The organism is Tumidithrix helvetica PCC 7403 (genome assembly GCF_965232925.1).
Classification (GTDB): Bacteria; Cyanobacteriota; Cyanobacteriia; order Pseudanabaenales; family Pseudanabaenaceae; genus Tumidithrix; species Tumidithrix helvetica.
Map to the genome: position 1 here is coordinate 1 of NZ_CBDDRA010000042.1, position 19,779 is coordinate 19,779.

At 45.2% G+C, this 19,779-nt stretch carries 15 protein-coding genes and 2 pseudogenes; 7 read left to right on the forward strand and 10 right to left on the reverse strand.

The features are described from left to right. The first annotated feature begins 152 nt into the window (after nt 1–152). Both ACP2WE_RS24310 and ACP2WE_RS24315 read left to right on the forward strand, forming a co-directional pair. Complete coding sequence (locus ACP2WE_RS24310; RefSeq protein ID WP_425218105.1) at nt 153–326, forward strand: hypothetical protein; 174 nt, start codon at nt 153–155, stop codon at nt 324–326. A 21-nt stretch (nt 327–347) separates the two neighbouring features. Continuing rightward, the gene (locus ACP2WE_RS24315) at nt 348–563 is read left to right on the forward strand and encodes a hypothetical protein (protein WP_425218106.1); all 216 of its coding nucleotides are present in this window, start codon (nt 348–350) and stop codon (nt 561–563) included. A gap of 273 nt (nt 564–836) precedes the next feature. Here ACP2WE_RS24315 and ACP2WE_RS24320 read toward each other — a convergent pair whose 3' ends face one another. Continuing rightward, a complete protein-coding gene (locus tag ACP2WE_RS24320; protein ID WP_425218107.1) occupies nt 837–1,487 on the reverse strand; it encodes an HD-GYP domain-containing protein in 651 nt (216 codons plus the stop codon). Between the two features lie 618 nt (nt 1,488–2,105). On the opposite strand from ACP2WE_RS24320, the gene ACP2WE_RS24325 reads away from it, so the two are divergent. From ACP2WE_RS24325 to ACP2WE_RS24335, 3 genes are all read left to right on the forward strand, one after another. After that, complete coding sequence (locus tag ACP2WE_RS24325) at nt 2,106–2,243, forward strand: hypothetical protein (RefSeq protein ID WP_425218108.1); 138 nt, start codon at nt 2,106–2,108, stop codon at nt 2,241–2,243. A 99-nt stretch (nt 2,244–2,342) separates the two neighbouring features. After that, a complete protein-coding gene (locus ACP2WE_RS24330; protein WP_425218109.1) occupies nt 2,343–2,726 on the forward strand; it encodes a VOC family protein in 384 nt (127 codons plus the stop codon). Nucleotides 2,727–3,002: 276 nt separating this feature from the next. Then, a complete protein-coding gene (locus ACP2WE_RS24335) occupies nt 3,003–3,971 on the forward strand; it encodes a CHAD domain-containing protein (protein WP_425218110.1) in 969 nt (322 codons plus the stop codon). Between the two features lie 172 nt (nt 3,972–4,143). Here the strand turns inward: ACP2WE_RS24335 and ACP2WE_RS24340 are convergent, their stop codons facing one another. Together ACP2WE_RS24340 and ACP2WE_RS24345 are read right to left on the reverse strand one after the other, a co-directional pair. Continuing rightward, a complete protein-coding gene (locus ACP2WE_RS24340; protein ID WP_425218111.1) occupies nt 4,144–4,338 on the reverse strand; it encodes a DUF8621 family protein in 195 nt (64 codons plus the stop codon). A gap of 71 nt (nt 4,339–4,409) precedes the next feature. Further along, nucleotides 4,410–5,975 (reverse strand): pyruvate kinase, encoded by a 1,566-nt coding sequence (locus ACP2WE_RS24345; protein ID WP_425218112.1) that lies wholly within the window; start codon nt 5,973–5,975, stop codon nt 4,410–4,412. 572 nt (nt 5,976–6,547) lie between these two features. On the opposite strand from ACP2WE_RS24345, the gene ACP2WE_RS24350 reads away from it, so the two are divergent. Further along, nucleotides 6,548–8,218 carry a bifunctional metallophosphatase/5'-nucleotidase gene (locus ACP2WE_RS24350; RefSeq protein ID WP_425218113.1) on the forward strand — a complete coding sequence of 557 codons (1,671 nt, stop codon included), beginning with the start codon at nt 6,548–6,550 and terminating at the stop codon, nt 8,216–8,218. A 232-nt stretch (nt 8,219–8,450) separates the two neighbouring features. Here ACP2WE_RS24350 and mgtA read toward each other — a convergent pair whose 3' ends face one another. Beyond that, nucleotides 8,451–11,189 (reverse strand): magnesium-translocating P-type ATPase, encoded by a 2,739-nt coding sequence (gene mgtA, locus ACP2WE_RS24355; protein WP_425218114.1) that lies wholly within the window; start codon nt 11,187–11,189, stop codon nt 8,451–8,453. A gap of 207 nt (nt 11,190–11,396) precedes the next feature. Here mgtA and ppk1 point away from each other — a divergent pair, with 207 nt between their 5' ends. Continuing rightward, nucleotides 11,397–13,529 (forward strand): polyphosphate kinase 1, encoded by a 2,133-nt coding sequence (gene ppk1 / locus ACP2WE_RS24360; RefSeq protein WP_425218131.1) that lies wholly within the window; start codon nt 11,397–11,399, stop codon nt 13,527–13,529. A 363-nt stretch (nt 13,530–13,892) separates the two neighbouring features. Here ppk1 and ACP2WE_RS24365 read toward each other — a convergent pair whose 3' ends face one another. From ACP2WE_RS24365 to ACP2WE_RS24390, 6 genes and pseudogenes are all read right to left on the reverse strand, one after another. Then, nucleotides 13,893–14,447: an EF-hand domain-containing protein gene (locus ACP2WE_RS24365; protein ID WP_425218115.1), complete on the reverse strand. Its 555-nt coding sequence runs from the start codon at nt 14,445–14,447 to the stop codon at nt 13,893–13,895. Further along, nucleotides 14,441–15,559: pseudogene (locus ACP2WE_RS24370) on the reverse strand (acetate kinase); the annotation flags it as partial. The pseudogene ACP2WE_RS24370 and the gene ACP2WE_RS24365, both read right to left, overlap by 7 nt. A gap of 33 nt (nt 15,560–15,592) precedes the next feature. Then, a pseudogene (locus tag ACP2WE_RS24375) lies at nt 15,593–15,898 on the reverse strand (EF-hand domain-containing protein); the annotation flags it as partial. Nucleotides 15,899–15,909: 11 nt separating this feature from the next. Then, nucleotides 15,910–17,085 (reverse strand): transaldolase, encoded by a 1,176-nt coding sequence (locus tag ACP2WE_RS24380; protein WP_425218116.1) that lies wholly within the window; start codon nt 17,083–17,085, stop codon nt 15,910–15,912. A gap of 81 nt (nt 17,086–17,166) precedes the next feature. Next, nucleotides 17,167–19,029: an alpha-amylase family glycosyl hydrolase gene (locus tag ACP2WE_RS24385; protein WP_425218117.1), complete on the reverse strand. Its 1,863-nt coding sequence runs from the start codon at nt 19,027–19,029 to the stop codon at nt 17,167–17,169. Nucleotides 19,030–19,076: 47 nt separating this feature from the next. Continuing rightward, nucleotides 19,077–19,772 carry a 2,3-bisphosphoglycerate-dependent phosphoglycerate mutase gene (locus tag ACP2WE_RS24390; protein WP_425218118.1) on the reverse strand — a complete coding sequence of 232 codons (696 nt, stop codon included), beginning with the start codon at nt 19,770–19,772 and terminating at the stop codon, nt 19,077–19,079. Nucleotides 19,773–19,779 lie beyond the last annotated feature (7 nt).

Sequence of the window (19,779 nt, forward strand, 5' to 3'; positions counted from 1 at the left end):
AGTTCTTGTTCTGTTTCTTTGATGACGATCGCTGTTTTCCCTGCCATCTTACTTCTGCCTTTATACTTTTTTCTCTAGTTTAGTCTATCTGTTATCCTACGCCTTTAAATTGGTATCAGATTGCTGAGGAGGATACCCTAAACGGCAAAATCTTGGCACAAATTGCCTATGGTTTTGGCGTAGTACCAATCTTTTACCAGAAATTTTCTCCGTCAACTACAACTGAAAACACTGAATTTCTCATGCCCTCAGACGATATCCGTCTTAATGAGGGCGATCGCCCGATCGTACTGGCTTCGATTTCTGGACTACAACGTATCGAATGAGAGGAACTTGCTCCTCCTCGATTGTGGAGGTTGCATGCCAAAAAGACTTTAAGCCAGAACGTTACGCTCGATTTGGGCAATAGCCTTAAGAATATTTCTGGTTGCGGTCTAAATCAAGCCAGAGAATTTATTAGTTCCCTGCCCGGAGTTATCGAACTGCCCCTCTACGACATTCAGGCATATCGCTTAGGGCAAGAACTGAGCAAGCAATTACCTGTTAAGTTATTTCTTGCTTGACTTTGTACTGCTGTTACTATTCTGGTTGCATATCGCGGTTTTCAAGTAAATACGGACAGAATTTTCAGTAAATGGAAGTACTGAAATACCTTTCTCCTTAACCTTTTCCTACATTTAATGGTGTCCGCATAATTATGAAAACCGCGATAATATTCATCAGAATCGGCAAAAATCCTCAAAAACCCTACTGAAAGATGAATCTAGCGATTTGCCAAAAAATAACTGTTTTTTGGGGTGACGACTCCATAAGGATTTCATGGATTGATGAATAATTTAGGCTATGTTCAAAACAGCAAAACTTATCAGTGTAGGGGTTCTCTGTGTCAGCTTACGAATAAAATGTGTAAATTGAACTATTAAAGCGGGTTGATACCAACCTCTAGCTGTTTCATTGTGAATAATCGCGATCGCTTTTTCTTGACTGAAGGTTTTCTTGTAGCTACGTTTGTGGGTTAAAGCATCATAAATATCTAATATTTGGACAACCCTTGCTAAATATGGAATCTTTTCTTTGGTTAAACCATGGGGATAGCCCGATCCGTCCCAATGCTCGTGATGGCATTGAATAATTGGAACAATTGCCTCTAGATCGGAGGGAAACCCAAGCACTGTATTATCTATTTCAGGATGGGACTTGATGATTTTCCACTCTTGATGGGTTAAAACTGTGGGTTTGTTGAGAATGCCTTTAGGGATTAAAGCTTTCCCAATATCATGAAAATAAGCCCCCAAAATCAAAAACCTAATTTCTTGACTTGATAATTGTAGATAAACCCCAAAATCTTTTGCCTTTAAAGACAAACGGCAGCAATGATTGTAAGTTTCTGAGTCAAGGTTGTTAACCAATTGGTGTGTTGCTGGGGTTAGTAGGTTCTGAATCCCTAAATTCTTTATGTCTGCACTTCTACGAGAATGCTTATCCATTTGCTTCCATTATTAATTATAATTTGCGAGAATCCTCAAAGCAACTACCAAATAAAATGCGGCGGGTTTTCGGGGAAAAACTTATTATTTGAGATTCAACTACAGCAAGAATTTTACGGGCTTATAAATAATCTAGATTAGAAGTACTTCATGAAAGTTTAGACAGACATCCAAGCCCTATATAACGATTGCCCGTGCAATCTTACTTAGCATTCAGAAGATAGAACGTAGTTTCAAGAATCTAAGGTTTATGGGAACGTATCATTTCGATCTAGTCTCCATCGTTCGTGAGAAAAAATTTAGGCAAATAAGGAAGAAATATTTTAAAAATGCAGAGAAGTCATCATTGAAAAACGAAAATGTATCGGCAAGAAGGTTTTACAGATGACAAATCATCAAAAGCCAATCTTGGAGAAACCAGCGATTACGTTAACTTTCGATCGCAAGGTAAAAGTTAGCATCGTTTCAGTAATTGGTAAGCTCCCGAGCAACCGTACTCTATTACCAGGCAATCCTAACATATTTGGACTAATCTCAGCATTAATACGAGAATGAATTTTTTGGTAAATTAATTGTAACGCTCCTTAGGAGTTGTCTCCATAGAATGTACGCTGCCATATGCAGGGTGTTACCGATGGCTTTATTCCTAGCATTAATGGTTGTGACAGACGTGCGATTGATGTAGTTCCAAAAATTGAGAATCGTTGCATTGGTGACTCCAAACTGGAATTTTATGGAAGCGATCGCCCACGGTAGAAAAAATCAATAAAAACTCATTCGATGTGTTTAACACACTTGTTCCACCCTATTTAACGCGTTACCTTGTTGCAGTACTTTCTTTAACAAGGAATTTGTATGCTAATCAATGCAATTAACTGGTTTGAAATCCCTGCAACTGACTTCGATCGCGCAGTTACCTTTTACAGCAACGTGCTGGCTACAGAGATCCAAAAAGCAGAATTTATGGGAGAGCCGCAAGCGTTCTTTCCTTGCGATCGCGTTGGTGCTGGTGGAGCGATCGTCAAAAGCGAGCGATTGACCCCTTCCTCTATGGGCACCTTAATCTACCTAAATCTGGGCACTGTTGAGAGTTTGGAGCAAGCTTTGGCAAGGGTAGAGTCCAGTGAAGGCAAGATTTTGCTAACCATGACCGATATTGGCGACCCCGGTTTTATTGGAGTGATTCAGGATACTGAAGGAAACTCAATCGGTCTTCACGCACCTAAGCCAACAGAGTAACAAAACGATCTCGCCAAATTCTCTTCTCATATACCTCAATGTCCCTTGCTCAGTAAGGGAAGCGCTCGATACTGATGCGTGGTAATGCAAATGCTATTTGGTGGGCTAAACAACAAAGCACTTAACTGTTCGGTTAGGTGCTTTGTTATGTTTCTCAGCTTTACAAGAACGAGATTGCGGAATAGAAATTCTTAAGGAGAATTAATATCTCAAGCCTCTCAAGTAAGAGAAAATAAATATTGCGAGCAATAGTAGTTCCTAAAAAATTTGAATCTTATGGCTACTAATAAGCTATCGAAAAAGTCTGAGAAAGAACTAATGTCGCCACCTGAAAGCCTGCCGCCAAAGGAACTGGGTGAGTACGCCTATGCCGCCATACAAAAGCAGTATCGATACATCATCAATCAAGAGCAAGGCGTTTTAGAGGACAAAGACCCCGAATACTTACACCAGATGAGAGTGGGAAGTCGTCGGTTGATTGCAGTTCTCCAAGTGTTTCATGGGGTATTAAAACTACCAAAAGCATTTGGTGACCAGCAGGTTCGCGCTCTAGCTAAAACATTGGGAAATTTGCGCGATCTCGACGTCCAAATTGCCACGGTACGCACAGATTACTACGATCGCTTGAGTTCCCGAGAACAAAAGTCGTTGGACAAAGTTTTACAGGCATGGGAGAAGCAGCGAGATAAAGCTTTTGACAAGGTTAAAGCGACGCTCGACGCACCAAGCTATCAGAATTTGAAAACCGCAGGCGATCGCTGGGTGCAAAACCCGCAGTATACTGCGCTGGTTCGTCTTCCCTTATGCATGTACTTACCTGACTTGATTGCTCCGCTCTTATCAGCTTTTCTCATGCATCCGGGCTGGTTGATCCCTGCGAATTTTACTTCCGACGCTGACGATATCGCGCTCCACGATCTGCGCAAAATCTGTAAGTGCGTCAGATACCAAGCAGAACTCTTCGCAGAGTTTTACGACAAAGCCTTTCACGACTGGATTGACGAAGTCAAACTTCTGCAAGATCGATTGGGAAAGGTTCAAGATATGTACATCTTGCTCAAGTTAATCTTAAAAGAGCTACCTCAAGGGGCAAGTTTACCAGAACTCCAACAAGCCATTCAGGCAGATCGCCTTAAGGCTTTAGAGAACTGGGAAGCGCTACGACAAAAATATCTAGACCCAAATTTTCGCTATCTCCTATACCAAATGATTTTAGAGCCATTAAAACAGCAGCAAGAAACATAGCCGCAGAAAACTTATATAGACCAAAGTCACATTTGCTGGCTGAGCGGAGGTCAGCCAGCGATGTCGAACTGAGTCGAATTTATGCCGAGCGTTGTCGAGGTAGCCAAATCCGTCCTATATTTTGTGCCGACAGCTATAACTGGGATTTTAAAAAAGTTCTAGCAGAGTTGGTTTATAAGTTTGAGTCAGCCCGAACTAAGACCATCGCTTTAACATTAACTTTTTGCCGTACCTTGTCTGAATCCAGCGCAACCCAGTTAAGCGGTTTTCCATATTTTTGGAGTTCATCCTGAATTGCCCGATGTAGCGTAGATACCGTGTAGCGATCTTCAAGATCGACTTCTATTTGGATTGATTGAATGTGCATAATCAATTGCTCCGAAACTAGCGAAACTAATGAAGTTTATAAGTTTGTGGTTCGGTTTGTACACGTTCAGTTTACCATGAGTGTAATGCGCGTAATTGCGGTGTTTTTTTCGATTGATGGGCTTCCATGCGAGTGAGGACATCATCCAAGATGGTAATCGCTTCGGCAATAAATGGGCCTTTGTTAAGCATGACGCACTCAGCCCGTTCTGCCATTGCAGCATCGGTCATTTCGCCACGTGATGGCGCTCCATCTTTCACTAGGCTTTCTAACACTTGAGTTGCCCAAATCACTGGAACGTGAGCTGCTTCGCAAATCCAAAGAATTTCTTCTTGAATCTCGGTTAAACGCTGGTATCCAATTTCAACGGCTAAGTCGCCTCTGGCGATCATCACACCAAAAGACTGTTTCCCTGCGGCATGAACGATTAATTCGGGTAGGTTAGACACTGCGATCGCCGTTTCAATCTTGGCTACGATCGCAGGGCGGCTAACCCGTCCCGTAGAGCGTTTCTCCAATTCTTGTTGGAGTAGCTCAATATCCGCAGATCGTTGAACGAATGAGTAGCCAATAATATCTGCATGGACGGCGACAAAATCTAGGTCAGATAAATCCTTTTCCGTCAGAGGGCTAAGCGGCAAGACTGTGTTTGGAAAGTTTAAACCCTTTTCAGGTCGGAGTTTGACTCCTTTTGGACTAGCGTGGGTGACTTCCAGTAAGATACCCGTTTGCCCGTCGGATAATGGATATTGAATATCGATCGCACGAGTCCGAATCTTGCCATCATCGATATAGACTGTCGTACCCATTGTTAATAAATCGAGAATTTCAGGAACCGTACAGCAGGTTTGGAAATGCTCCACGGGCACTGGGATCGACTCATCGGAGGACGATTCCGATGCGATTGCGATCGCAGACTCGCACCGTGAGAGTACGATACGATCTCCTCGGAATACCCGTTTTTTGTCAAGCGGTGCAAGCACAGAACCCGTGCGGATTTTAGGTCCTCCTAAGTCCATCATGACTTTACAACATGTACCTGTTTCCTGTTCCGCTCGACGAACGTGCTCGATCGTACGCTTCCATATTTCTGGTGTATCGTGGGCGCAATTAATTCGTATGCTGTTTGCCCCTCGTTGGATGACTTTACGCACCAGATCGTAGTCAGTGGCGGCTTCGGTGGGCAAGGTGACCATAATTCTGACCCGACGATGGGGACATGTCTGCCCAAATAATTCTTCAGTATGCAGTTTTAGCAAACGATTGCCTTCAAAAAAAGCCTCAATGGGGGGGCGGTGTTGGGCAGATTCCGAGCCGCAAATAAGTTCCAGCGTGGCGATGACAGCATCAAGATTGGGCATTACCCTAGCTTCAATTCGTCCTAATGAGGATAAGCCCCAAGGCATGAGCGCAGTTTGGAGCGATCGCAGGTCGTGCCGCCGTAGCGCTAAATATTGCGCTAGATTTAGAGCGCTAGAAAGAAATTCAGGACGTTGAATGTGCGATCGCCATTCTTTAAAGGTGATTTGTCCTTCGCTTTCGACGTTCTGGCGAAGAGCTTGAAGAGTCGATAACAGGAAATCTGGACTGGAAAGATCGAAAGTTTCGGTGCTAATTTTTGAAATTGCAGTAATCATATAAAAACTTGTTACACCAACGAGTTCGTCGGATGAGTGGGTTGAACTCAACGATCTGTATGTATTGTCTTTCTTCTTAAAGCGATTGAGCAGAGATACTTGCAAAAATTAATACACTGGAGGAAAAGCTGTACCTAATATAAAATTCATTATTCTAAATAAGTAGCTTAATTGCAATTGCTTAGGAGCTTTCTCATTTCAAATTTACCCCACCCTAACCCTCTCTTTGCAAAGGGGAACTGAAGTTCCAATCTTCCTCCTACTCTGCGGGAAGTCGCTTCGCAGCTAGTGTAAGATGGAATTAAAGGGGATAAGTCTGGTTTGTCAGCTCGCAGAGAACCTAAAGATTTACTGGGAACTTCCTTGCTTGGGGGTGTGACCAGAATTTGATGTAGATTGTCTGTACCACTTGTTTTAAACGTTTTCAGATTTTACTAGAACCATTCTCAGGATAATGTCATTAACTGCTGTTCCAAATTTTAAAATCTGATGCGAACGGGGAATATATTGATTAAGTGGAACATTAGATTTTGGTCACAACCAACTAAAAGCACTAAATCAGGATTGACATTATGAGAAAATTTTTGATGAGAAGATTTTTGTTTCTTGCAGTCATTTCTTTACTTGTAGTTCTGTATTTTGCTCCCTTTGCCCTGTCAAAATCTGAGTTGGTAAATATTAGGATCTTGGCTATTAATGATTTTCATGGAAATCTAGAAGCGGGTAATCTTACTTTCCCCCCTTCTGCTGCTGGCGATCGCATTCCTGTTGGTGGTGTTGAATATTTAGCTACTCACATTAAAAATCTGCGGGTTGCTAACCCTCATATTAAGCCTCAAAATACCGTTACAGTCTCAGCAGGAGATACAGTAGGAGCCAGTCCTCTGATATCTGCTCTTTTTCACGACGAACCTGCAATTGAGGCACTAAATGCTCTAGGTTTAGAACTAAATGCCGTAGGCAATCATGAATTTGATGAAGGTGCTGAAGAGCTATACCGCAAGCAAAAAGGAGGATGTCATCCCGTAGATGGATGTCGCGACGGGGATGGTTTTGGAGGTGCAAAATTCAAATTTCTAGCGGCTAATGTGATTAATTACCGCAATGGTAAACCTATTTTTCCTGCCTATCAGGTACGAACCTTTAACGGTATCAAGATGGCTTTCATTGGTCTGACCTTAAAGGGAACATCTAATTTAGTTGGTTCTTCAGGAATTGTGGGACTTGAATTTAAGGATGAAGCTGCTACCGTTAATGCCTTAATCCCAAAATTAAAGAAGCAAGGTATTAAAGCGATCGCCGTTCTCTTGCATGAGGGCGGTCTTACTACAGGAAATTACAATGGTTGTGAGGGTATCTCTGGCGCAATTGTAGATATTGTCAAGCATACCGATCCTGAGGTTGATTTATTTATTACGGGTCATACGCATCAAGCTTACAATTGCCAAATCGATCGCCGCCTTGTCACTAGCGCTTCTTTCTATGGAAGATTAGTCAGCGACATTGATGTGACTCTAGATCGAGGGACGGGAGATGTTGCCTCAATGCAAGCAAATAATGTTGTCGTTACCCATGATGTACCAAAAGATCCAGCTTTAAGCCAAATAGTTCTTAAATATAAAGCAATTGCCGATCCGCTAGTCAATCGGGCGATCGGTTCGATTACTGCCGATATTACCCGTATCGCCGATCGTAATGGTATATCGCCTCTGGGTAGAACGATCGCTGATGCTCAACTTGCAGCCACTGCCGATGCTTCTCAAGGTGGTGCAGTAGCTGCCTTCATGAATCCTGGAGGCATTCGCACCGACCTATCCTACAGCGAGAGTGAAGTTAAGGGTGTTGTGACCTACGGTCAGGCTTTTGCCGTTCAACCTTTCCGAAATCGCTTAGTCACTATGACCTTGACGGGTAAGCAAATCAAAGAGCTTTTAGAAAGACAATTTGATAATCCTCGTTCGGGGCAAAATCGGATTCTCCAAGTTTCCCAAGGCTTCACCTATAACTACAGTAATTCTGCTGCCTTGGGAAATAGAGTCAGTAATATCGCGATCGCTGGGATACCGATCGTACCCGATAGCGACTATCGCATTACCGTTAACAGTTATCTAGCTGATGGTGGTGATAATTTTGCAGTGCTAAAAGAAGGACGCGATCGCTTAGTGGGAGCGCTCGATATTGAAGCTCTCGAAGCCTACTTCAAAATGCGATCTCCAATCTCTCCTAACCCAGCCAACAATTAAACCAACTTCTAAATAAGTAGCTTAATTGCACTTGCTTAGGAGCTTTCTCATTTCAAATTTACCCCACCCTAACCCTCTCTTTGCAAAGGGGAACTGAAATTCCAATCTTCCTCCTACTCTGTGGGAAGTTGCTTCACGGCTAGTGTAAGATGGAATTAAAGGGGATAAGTCTGGTTTGTCTGCTCGCAAGGAACCTAAAGACTTGCTGGGAATTTCCATGCTAGACATGTCCTTAGTTATATCCATACTTTCTGACAAACCAAGTTTTCATCAGTTGAGTGAGTACGCAATAACAGGACAAAATTAACGCTAGCCAGAGGAAGTATTTAGCAGGTAGAGGCACGAATCCTAATACGGATGCGATCGGCGAGAACGGCAGATAGATTGCAACTGCCATAATCGTCAGCGTCACAAACAGCATAGGTAGAGAAGGGCGACTTTGTAAAAACGGAATTTTGGGAGTGCGAATGATGTAAACAATCAATGTCTGGGTCATCAAGCTTTCTACAAACCAGCCTGTTTGAAATAAGGCTTGCTGCTCGACAGTATTAGCTCCAAACACAAACCACATCAAAGCATAGGTGGCATAGTCAAAAATTGAACTCATCGGTCCAATGTAGAGCATAAATTTTTGAATATCACCAACCTGCCATTTTCGAGGTTTTGTTAGATATTCCTTATCTACATGGTCAAACGGAATTCCAGTTTGGGAGAAATCGTAAAGTAGATTATTTACTAAAATCTGAACAGGTTGCATGGGCAAGAACGGCAGCAAGGCGCTAGCACCTAGAACGCTAAACATATTGCCAAAGTTAGAACTCGTACCCATTTTGATGTATTTGACAATATTGCCAAAGGTTCTGCGACCTTCGAGAATGCCTTCTTCTAGCACCATCAGACTTTTTTCTAGCAAGATGATGTCAGCGGATTCTTTAGCAATATCAACAGCCGTATCTACGGAAATACCTACATCAGCTTCTCGCAGTGCGGCAGCATCGTTGATGCCATCCCCCATAAATCCCACAATATGACCTTTTCGGCGAAGAACTTGGATAATTCGCGATTTTTGAAGAGGAGACAACTTCGCAAAAATAGTGGTGGTTTCGGCAAGATCCGTAAGCTCTTCATCAGATAAAGCTTCAATCTCGTTGCCTAGTAGGGTATGGTGAACATATAAACCTACATCCTTACAGGTTTTGCGGGTAACGATGGGGTTGTCACCAGTTAACACTTTTACCTGTACGCCACTTTTATTGAGCGTGGCGATCGCCAGAGATGCTGATTCTTTAGGTGGGTCGAGAAACGCAATCAAACCAATTAAAATTAAATCCTGTTCGTCGGCAACGGAGTAGCTACGTTGGTCGAGGGGCAATTCTTTATAGGCAACTGCGATTACCCTGAGCCCGTCTTCGTTGAGTTCCTGATTTAACTGAGTGACCTGTTCGTGAATTGTGCTATCAAGGGGTAACACCTGACTGTTTGCTTTGACCTGCGTGCAAATCTGGAGAATTTCTTCAACAGCACCTTTACAAATTAGCTCGTGGTGATGATTTTCTTCTTCAACCACAACGGACATCCGACGGCGGATAAAATCAAAAGGAATTTCATCAATTTTGAGAAACTTATGTTCGACTTTTAAAGCTTCGTGAAGTTCGATGTGTTCGAGGACTGCGACATCAAGCAGATTTTTTAAACCAGTCTGGTAGAAGCTATTGAGATAAGCAAATTCCAAAACTTCTTCACATTCTTCTCCATAAATGTCTAAGTGCATTTCTAGTATAATTTTGTCCTGAGTGAGCGTCCCAGTTTTATCAGTACAGAGAATGTCCATCGCACCAAAGTTTTGAATCGCATCGATATTCTTGACGATTACCTTTTTCTCTGACATGGCGATTGCCCCTCTCGCAAGGTTTGCGGTTACGATCATCGGTAACATCTCTGGTGTTAAGCCGACCGCCACTGAGAGGGCAAAAAAGAATGCCTCCGTCCAATTTCCTTTGAGCAAACCATTGATTAGAAATACGACTGGAGCCATCACCAGCATAAAACGCAGCAGCAGCAAACTAACATCATTTACTCCCTTATCGAAACTGGTTACAGTCTTATGCCCCACCACAGTTTTCGCCAGAGATCCTAGATAAGTATTACTGCCAGTTTCGATAACGACAGCAGTTCCCGTACCACTAATCACGTTTGTCCCCAAGAAACAAAGATTGGCTAGCTCCAACGGATTTTGGGACTGCAATCCATTGCTAGGTATATTGGGTTGCTTCTCCACGGGCAGAGATTCTCCAGTTAAAGCGCCTTGGCTTACAAACAAGTCCTTAGCAGCCATTAATCGCACATCCGCAGGGATCATGTCACCAGCAGCAAGAAAAATCACGTCGCCAGGGACAAGGAATTTAATCGGAATTTCGTAGCGATCGGGAATATCAAGATTGAGCGTCAATCCCATATCTTGTGCTAGGCTCGGAGAAATATCTTTGCGGGGATCTTTCCGTCTAACCGTGGCGGTTGTATGCACCATTTCCCGTAATTTTTCCGCCGCCTGACTGGAGCGAAATTCCTGAGAAAAGCGAAGGATTACGCTGAAAATTACCATACTAATAATAATCACGGCTGCTCTGACATCCCCTGTCAACAGAGAGAGGATTGCCAGAATAATTAATAGAATCGCTAGAGGATTTTGAAACGTCTTCAAAAGCTGGACGTACCACTTTGGCGGTTTCTCATGGGCGATTTCATTCAGACCAACTTTGCCTAGCCGCAGATTGGATTGGAGTTCGCTTAACCCTTCAGGAGACGTATTGAGCGTTTCTAATGCTTCTTCTATATTTCCTTGGGCGATCTTAGTCAGTTTTGTGGGTAACGAAGGTGGAATGGAGGGAGAGGGCTGAGTTAGACTGCTTGACTTTCCTTTCCATCCCCAAATTTGCCTAAAAATCGTTTTGTTCTCGGTACTAGGTTTCATAGCGATCGGAAGTCAAACGTATAGTAGATAGCTAAGATTATGTCAGATTGTTTGACTTTAACCTTGTAACTCTCCGTTCGCTGATTTTAAGAAACGCCAACGTTACGAAAACTGGCTCCCACTGTCTCAGTTTTAACTATTCCTTAACTCTAGCTAAGTAGACTATGTTTGAGATTTTAAGTGAACCTATTTCCCTACATGATGGTGATGTCCGAAACTAATAAGACTGCTAAAATTATTGATTTGAATGACCCACGTTATTATTTCAACCGCGAACTTAGTTGGTTGGAGTTCAATTGTCGGGTGTTGCATGAAGCGATCGACCCTCGCACCCCCTTACTCGAGCGGCTAAAATTTGCGGCTATCTTTAGTGCGAACCTTGACGAGTTTTTCATGGTACGAATTGCCAGCCTGCAACGACAGGTTGAAGTACATATGGCAACTTTGACTCCTGATGGACTGTCACCGCAGCAGCAATTGGATCGGATCGCCCAGCGCCTTCATCCAATGGTAGCTCAGTTGCAGGAGTTGTTTGAAACTGAATTGATTCCTCAACTGGCGGCTGAAGGCATTCATGTGTTGAAATTCGCCGAGCTTAATCAAGAGCAGCGCCACTACCTGAAGCAATATTTCGAGCGGATATTTCCCATTCTGACCCCTCTGGCAGTCGATCCCTCACATCCCTTTCCGGTTATGTCAAATCTGAGTCTAAATCTAGCCATTGTGCTAAAAGACCCAGAAACAGATGAAGCAGGTTTTGCCAGAGTCAAAGTGCCAGACAGCCTCCCCCGCTTTGTGCCGTTACCGCCTGAGGTTCATCCCCACAGCGATCGCCCCATTATTTGGGCAGGTGTTTCATTGGAGCAGGTAATTGCGGACAATTTAGATGCTCTCTTTCCAGGAATGATCGTTCAGGAACACCACATTTTTCGGGTCACTCGCGACGCGGATTTGGCGGTGCAAGAAGAAGATGCGGAGGATTTGGCTCAGGCGATCGAGCAAGAACTCAATAAACGCCGCTTTGGTGGCTCGGTTGTACGATTTCAATTTAGTCCAACCATGTCAGAGTTTGTCAAGCAAACCTTGATTAAGGGGATGGACGTAGACCCCAACGACCTCTACATGACACAAGGTTGGCTGGGAATGCGAGATTTGATGTCATTCATGTCATTGCCCCTACCCCATTTAAAAGACAAACCATGGACTCCGGTTACACCCAAACGATTGCAGCAACTAAGCAATAAACTGGCGATCGGAGAGGATACAGGAGAAGACATTTTCTATGCGATACGCCAGGGCGATCTACTCGTGCATCATCCTTATGAGTCGTTCACCGCATCAGTCGAACGTTTCATTACCCATGCCGCAAAAGATTCAGACGTGCAAGCCATTAAAATGACGCTCTACCGGACTTCTAGCGACTCTCCCATCATCAAGGCGCTAATTACCGCTGCCCAAAATGGCAAGCAGGTTGTTGCCCTTGTGGAAATCAAAGCCCGATTTGATGAAGCAAGTAATATTAACTGGGCGCGAGCATTAGAAGAAGCAGGGGTACATGTTGTCTACGGTGTAATGGGGCTAAAGACACACACAAAAGTGTTGTTAGTCGTAAGGCAGGAGGGAGATGACATTCGCAGCTACGTTCATATTGGCACGGGCAATTACAACGCCAAAACTGCCAAAATTTATACTGACTTGGGATTGCTCAGTTGTCGGGAAGAACTAGGAGCTGACTTGGCGGATTTATTAAATTACCTGACAGGCTTCTCCAAACAAAAATCCTTCCGCAAGCTGCTGGTGGCTCCAGTTACCATGCGCGATCGCATGGTGTCCATGATCCGTCGCGAAATCGAACATTGTAAAGACGGCAAACCCGGACGCATCATTGCCAAAATGAATGCCCTAACCGACCCAGGAATTATCAAAAATCTTTATGAAGCATCACAGGCAGGTGTTGAAATAGATTTGATCGTTCGAGGAATGTGTTGCCTGCTTCCTGGAATTCCAGGGGTTAGCGATCGCATTCGCGTCGTCAGCATTGTGGGGCGTTACCTGGAACATTCCCGCATTTTTCATTTCCGTAACAATGGACGGGAAGAAGTATTCATCGGTAGTGCGGACTGGATGGAGCGTAACCTCGATCGTCGGGTAGAAGCGATTACACCCGTCGAAGATCCTGTTTGCGCCAATGAGTTGAAGGAAGTCCTTGACATCATGTTGCAGGATAACCGCCAGGCATGGGATCTTCAATCGGATGGTTCCTACATCAAGCGCAGCCCTGGACAAGATGAGCGTGAATACAACGCTCAAAACATTCTAATGGAACGGAGCTTGAAGTAAGAGTTCAGATTGTTAACCGAAATTTAGTAGAAGTGTTTACTTCAATGGGTGGAGATAAAATGGTAGCAGGATTGAGCGATCGCCCAATCCTCTTTCTTATAAACTACTAGAACTCGCACCATTGAGTCTATTGTGGAGATGTCTAGATCTGCGGGATAGCTTTCATTTTGCTTCTCGTCGGTCTTTAGCCTTAGAGAGTGTTTGAGAAGTATAGTAAGTATCTCGTATAAATTTCTACTCCCCCCCCTAATCCCCCATCGCAAGGGGGAGTTAGAGGGGTAAAAACTTCTCAAACACGCAGTTAGAGTAACAATAGAGAAATATGCTTGTGTCTTTTCTTTTCTTTATGTCCGATGAAGTATATTAAATGGGGCCAAACATATAGTTTCCAGTTGCATTTGGATCGTCGCTATAGTAAAACTCTCGAATCATAGATAAAACTTCTTCTTTATTCAACACTCCATCTCCATCTAGATCGATGCGGGCAAAAGTTTCTTCAACGTAGATGACTGGAATATTAAAGGCTCGGAATAGTGCTGTCCATTCAGCTTTATCTAAATGACCGCTCTCATCAACATCTACGACGTTAAACACTGTTTCTGCCAAAGAAAGCAATTCTTCCTCGTAGCTTGGATCGTTTAGAGCAATATCGTAATAATTCAACCATTCATCCAAATTTACTCGACCGTCATTTCGGATATTCAATGTTTCCTTAATCTCTGCCCGCATTCGGTTCCAACGAAATAGATACTGACTGGTAATTCTTTCATAGGCTGCTGTGCCATTTTTCCAGCCTCGCAATTCCGCTAATTGTTGAGCTAACCGCTCAAAGTCATTTATTTTTAGGACACCCAAGTTACAGGCATCGTACATGCAAAACAGCTTCATTAACTTACGCTTTTGCAGTTCTGTTAACATGTTCTACTCCTTAAATCTGAATCAACGAGGGGTACCTCTAATACAAGTTCATTTGGGCTATTTTGTCCACTCCCGTGAAATAAACGGTAACAATCCCTAGCGATCTCCCAATTCTCTTGCGTATGAATCACCAGAACTGGCACCTTTGAGTCTGCTGTGGCGACGTCTCGATCTACGGGATGGCTTCCATTTTGCTGCTCGTCGAGCTTTAGCCCTAGAAACTCAAACGCTTGACAAGCCAGGGAACGGACGATCGCAGAATTTTCCCCAACACCGGCAGTAAATACTAAAGCATCCAATCCTCCTAAGCTAGCAAGCATGGAACCGATGCAGGAACGCAGTCGATGGATATAGATATTCAAGGCTAGCTGTGCGCGCGGGTTGCCTGCTTCGATCGCTGCCACAATTTGCCGCAAATCTGCCGATACCCCTGATATGCCTTTCAAGCCAGATTCTTTGTTAAGTTCCCGATCCAATCGATCGGCAGTGTAACCTTCCTGCCGTAGCAGGTGAATCAAAATACCCGGATCTACAGATCCAGAGCGCGAACCCATCATTAGCCCATCTAGGGGAGTGAATCCCATTGTGGTATCAACGCTATGTCCGTTGCGAACAGCCGAGAGAGAGCAACCATTTCCTAGATGACAGATAATCAGTCGCAGGTCTTGCAAGTCCCGGTTCAGCAACTTAGCGGTACGGTGAGCGCAATATTGGTGGCTGATACCGTGAAAGCCATAGCGACGAATACCCAACTCCACCCACGAATAGGGGCTGGGATAGATCGCGGCAGCATCCGGCAGATGGCTGTGAAAGGCGGTGTCAAAAACAGCAAACTGCGGCACTTCAGTTCCCAAAATACTTTCAACTGCCTCAATACCTTCCAAGTTGGCGGGGTTGTGAACTGGAGCTAAGGCAGAGAGACGGGCGATCGCCGACTTCACCTCATCAGTCACTCTCATCGTTTCGCTATACTCCTGTCCGCCATGCACAACCCGGTGCCCGACTGCGTTAATTTCCGATGGATGGCCAATGACAGCAGCTTTGCCTTGCCAGAGTGTCTCTAACAAATGAGTGATGACTTTGGGGCGAGATTGCGTTGGAATTTCTTCCTTTGCCATCTGAAGAATCGCTCCCAAGCCTGCCCCCATTTCTGTGGGAGAGATTTTGCCATCGCGATCGATGTCGATCGCATCAAATATGGCATCCGTACCCATCCATTCCTCACGGGAAACAAAGCCATCGCCGTCTAAGTCGTAGCTCTGGAAAATATCGGCCAACACCTTCCCTGCCACAGTTTTGACTTTGATTTCTGCAAAGCCCTGTTTGTGCGTCCAATCTACAGTGGCTTCCCAAAGTGGCTCTGGTGGTCGATCGGGAAGACGATCGCCAGTTATCTCGTATAGACAACTCTTTTGGCTACTAGAGCCCGCATTCAGTACCAGTATTTTCATATATTGAGTTGTTAAACCGTTGCCATTTGCAGAATTGCTCCCAGCCCAGTCCCCATTTCGACCGGGGTAATCTTGCCGTCGCGATCGCGGTCGAGCGCATCAAATACAGCATCGGTTCCCATCCACTCCTCGCGGGTGATAAAACCGTCGCCATCCAAGTCGTAGCTCTGGAAAATCTCAGCAGCGGCAGTGCCGACCTTAGCACCACTCTCTAGTCTTGCCAAACGGCTTGCTAGCAGGCTTTCGAGCATTTCCAGCGCTTTACTGAAGCCTTTAATACCTTCGTTAAGTTTTTCGGATGCCATGCGATCGGCAGCGTGCATCTGGTCAAAAGTGGCTTTGTCGAGGGTTAGTTTTTCAATCTCCATCGTAGCTGCTTTCGCTGGATCGAGTTTGCGAGGCAGTTCTTCAACAGTCTCCTGAAGCTGTGTCAGCAAGTTGGGAGAAATGGTCAACAGATCGCAGCCTGCCAGTTCGACGATCTCGCCAATGTTACGAAAACTGGCCCCCATGACTTCGGTTTTGTAGCCGAATTTTTTGTAGTAGTTATAGATTTGAGTCACGGACAACACGCCTGGATCTTCGGAGGGAGTGTAATCGCGTCCGCTGTCCTTTTTGTACCAATCCAGAATGCGCCCGACAAAGGGAGAAATCAGCGTTGCACCCACTTCGGCACAGGCGATCGCTTGATGCAAGCCAAACAGTAGTGTCAGATTGCAGTGTATTCCTTCTTTTTCCAAGATTTCTGCTGCTTTAATCCCTTCCCAGGTGGAGGCAATTTTGATCAAAATGCGATCGCGAGAAATTCCGACTTTCTCGTATTCAGAAATGAGATAGCGACCTTTGGCAATGGAGGCTTCGGTATCGTAGGACAGTCGCGCATCGACTTCGGTAGAAACGCGCTTCGGCACAATTGCCAGAATCTTTTTACCGAAGGAAACGGCGAGGCGATCGAAGGCCAGGGAAACAATTTGCGCTTCTGTTGCGCCCGATCCAGCATCTTTCTTTGCCTCAAGCAGCGTTTCATCCACAATCTCTTGATAATCTGGCATTTGCGCGGCGGCTGTAATCAGGGATGGATTCGTCGTTGCATCGCGGGGAGTAAATTTTTCAATCGCTTGAATATCTCCTGTATCCGCGACGACGACGGTCATTTCTCTAAGTTGCTCTAGTAAATTTTTTGTCATAATGGACTCCTTGTAAAGCGTTCGATGGTTTTGGCTAGGGTTATAGGGTGAAGAATACTTGATTGTATATTGGCATTTCAGCTAGGACAGGATCGCCATCCCAGAGGGGGGTAATTCAATCCTCACCGCTGCCCGCCCCTGGTATTCCCGGACAGGCAACGTTTCAGCTTGAGGCGGATGACGAAGTTGGTCATCGCTCCAATCGCTTCGATACAACATCGTCATGGTTGAGCCAGGAGGGTGTAACGAACGGTCTACCGTGACAAACGCACCCCGCTGTTCTAGCCCATGGGTATTGAGTGCCATGCATACTTCGGTGGTGTAGAGAACCTGTGCCCAAGCGATCGCTTCGCCTGCCGGAGGAATGGCAAAAGGACGATCGCAAAACGAAGTTTCTCGTAGGTAGTGATGTCCCCGACGGAGGGTTTTGCCAATGCTGTCCTGGCGGTTGCGGATGCGCGCGATCGCGGCAATGCGTAAATAAGTCGGGTGATCGGGGTTGAAGAAGTGACAGCCTTCCGTGTTAAATGCCCCAAACTTGCCACCAAACATACATTCCCGAATGTAGCGATCGATATACGCATGTTGTGGTTCTAGGCGGTAGTCGTGGTAGTCCTGGGATCCGTCAAACGCCTGTTCGGTGCCGTAATAGATCGAAGGAATTCCTGGCATCGTCAACATCATCCCCACGGCATGAGCCACCTGTTCGTATCGATGGGGCATCAGGTCGCTGTGCGCGGCAAAACGCTCCTTGCGAGGCCGGGATGACATATCGTGGTCATCCAATACTGAAACATGGTATATGCCCAACTGCCGCTGACTTCCAGCTAAGGTTTTGTCATCATATAGACAGAAGAAATCGTTGGGATGCGCCAATCCTTTGACAACGGCAGGCAAGCGGTTGGGTGCAACAACGATATCCAACACGGCATCTAGCTTGCGCCCAAAAATATCCAAATAGCCGCGCACCATGCTGTCATCGGTTAGCTCGCCGACTAGCAGGAAATTATCTTTACCGATCGATTGGGCATAACCGTGAATTGCATCGCAAAACTTGCGCGAAGCTGAGGGAGAGACATGTTTGACCGCATCCACACGGAACCCGTCACAATCGCTTAAAGCAATCCAATACTGGTAAACCTGTGCTAGAGCCGCAATGACATCCTCGCGCTCTAGGTTAAAATCTCGCAGTTCAAAAAAGTCGCCCCGACGGAACTCAACTAATGGATTCATAGGGTCTTCCCATCCCGAAGCTTCCCAATGGGTAATCATTCCGGCGCGATTGTACCAGTCCGGATTCTGAAATTCCTCTGGAAAAACGCCATCCTCGATCGACACAGGTTCTGGAATACTTGTTCCCTTGGCAGAACGCCAGCCATGAATTAGGTAGGGGGGTGAGAAGCGGTAAGGCATTTTTTCCTTGGGGCCACCATCCACCTCATCCCGGTAAAACCAATTGCTACCACTGTGATTGTAAATGACATCTAGAATGACGTACATGCCGCGATCGTGAGCCGCATCCACCAGATCCCTTAAATTCTGCCGAGTGCCAAAGCGTGGATCAATTTCTAGAAAATTCTGGATGCCGTACCCATGATAGGTCTGTAGATCGATGCGCTGTTTCCAGGGCGGATTCACCCAAATGGTTGTGACTCCTAAATTCTGCAAATAGTCCAGTTTACTGGCAATGCCTTTTAGCGTCCCGCCATTGAATTTGTTGCCTGCTGCCATCCAGTCTGCTTTCTGACTCGCTCTAAACTGTTCGGGATTGTTGCGATCGAACATCGGGCGTTGAGACTCTCGACCATCGCTGAAGCGATCGGGTAGAAGCTGATACAAAATCTGGTCGCGCCAATTAACAGGACTAGGAAATACTCGTCCTCTGGGAAGTAGATCCGCTTTAGACAAGGTTCTAGTAGGAAATTCTTCAATGCTCGTCGCCATATTTTACATAACCTTCTTGAGTGAATCTTTTTACGCACCTGGTCGTCTCAATTCAGGATAACTTTGTCTGTAATCTGACCGTTGGAATCAACGTCATACAAGATAGGAATCGCCGTTCCTAACTCAACGTTGACAATCTCCTCTTCAGACAGATTTTCCAATTGCTTAATAATGGAACGGAGTGAGTTTCCATGCGCGGCGATCAGCACATTATCCCCTGCCATCAAGTGTTTCATGATACGATCGCGAAAGAATGGAACTGTTCGCTTTACAGTGTCTTCCAGGCTTTCACCACCCGGTGGAGCCACATCATACGACCGCCGCCAGAGTTGCACCTGTTCCTTACCAAATTTCGCGGCTGTTTCCACCTTGTTTAGCCCTTGCAGTTCGCCATAGTAGCGTTCGTCCAGAATAGCTGTGGGATATACTGGAAGCTCCTGCTCGGGATCGCCGTTATATTTGTCCCAACCATGCCAGTCTGCATCGCCTGCCTCGTGTTTGATGATGGGAATTCTACCGTCGCAAATATCATCCACTTCGGTCAAAATAATGATTGCAGTTTCAATTGCGCGGAACAGCATGCTGGTGAAGCATACTCGGACTCGATAATCTCTGAGTTTGCAGGAGGCGATCGTCGCTTCTGCCCGCCCCTGTTCGCTCAACGGAACATCGACCCAGCCAGTAAATTTATTCTCCGCGTTCCAGAGGCTCTGTCCGTGGCGGGTCAAAATCAATTTAGCCATTTTGTTT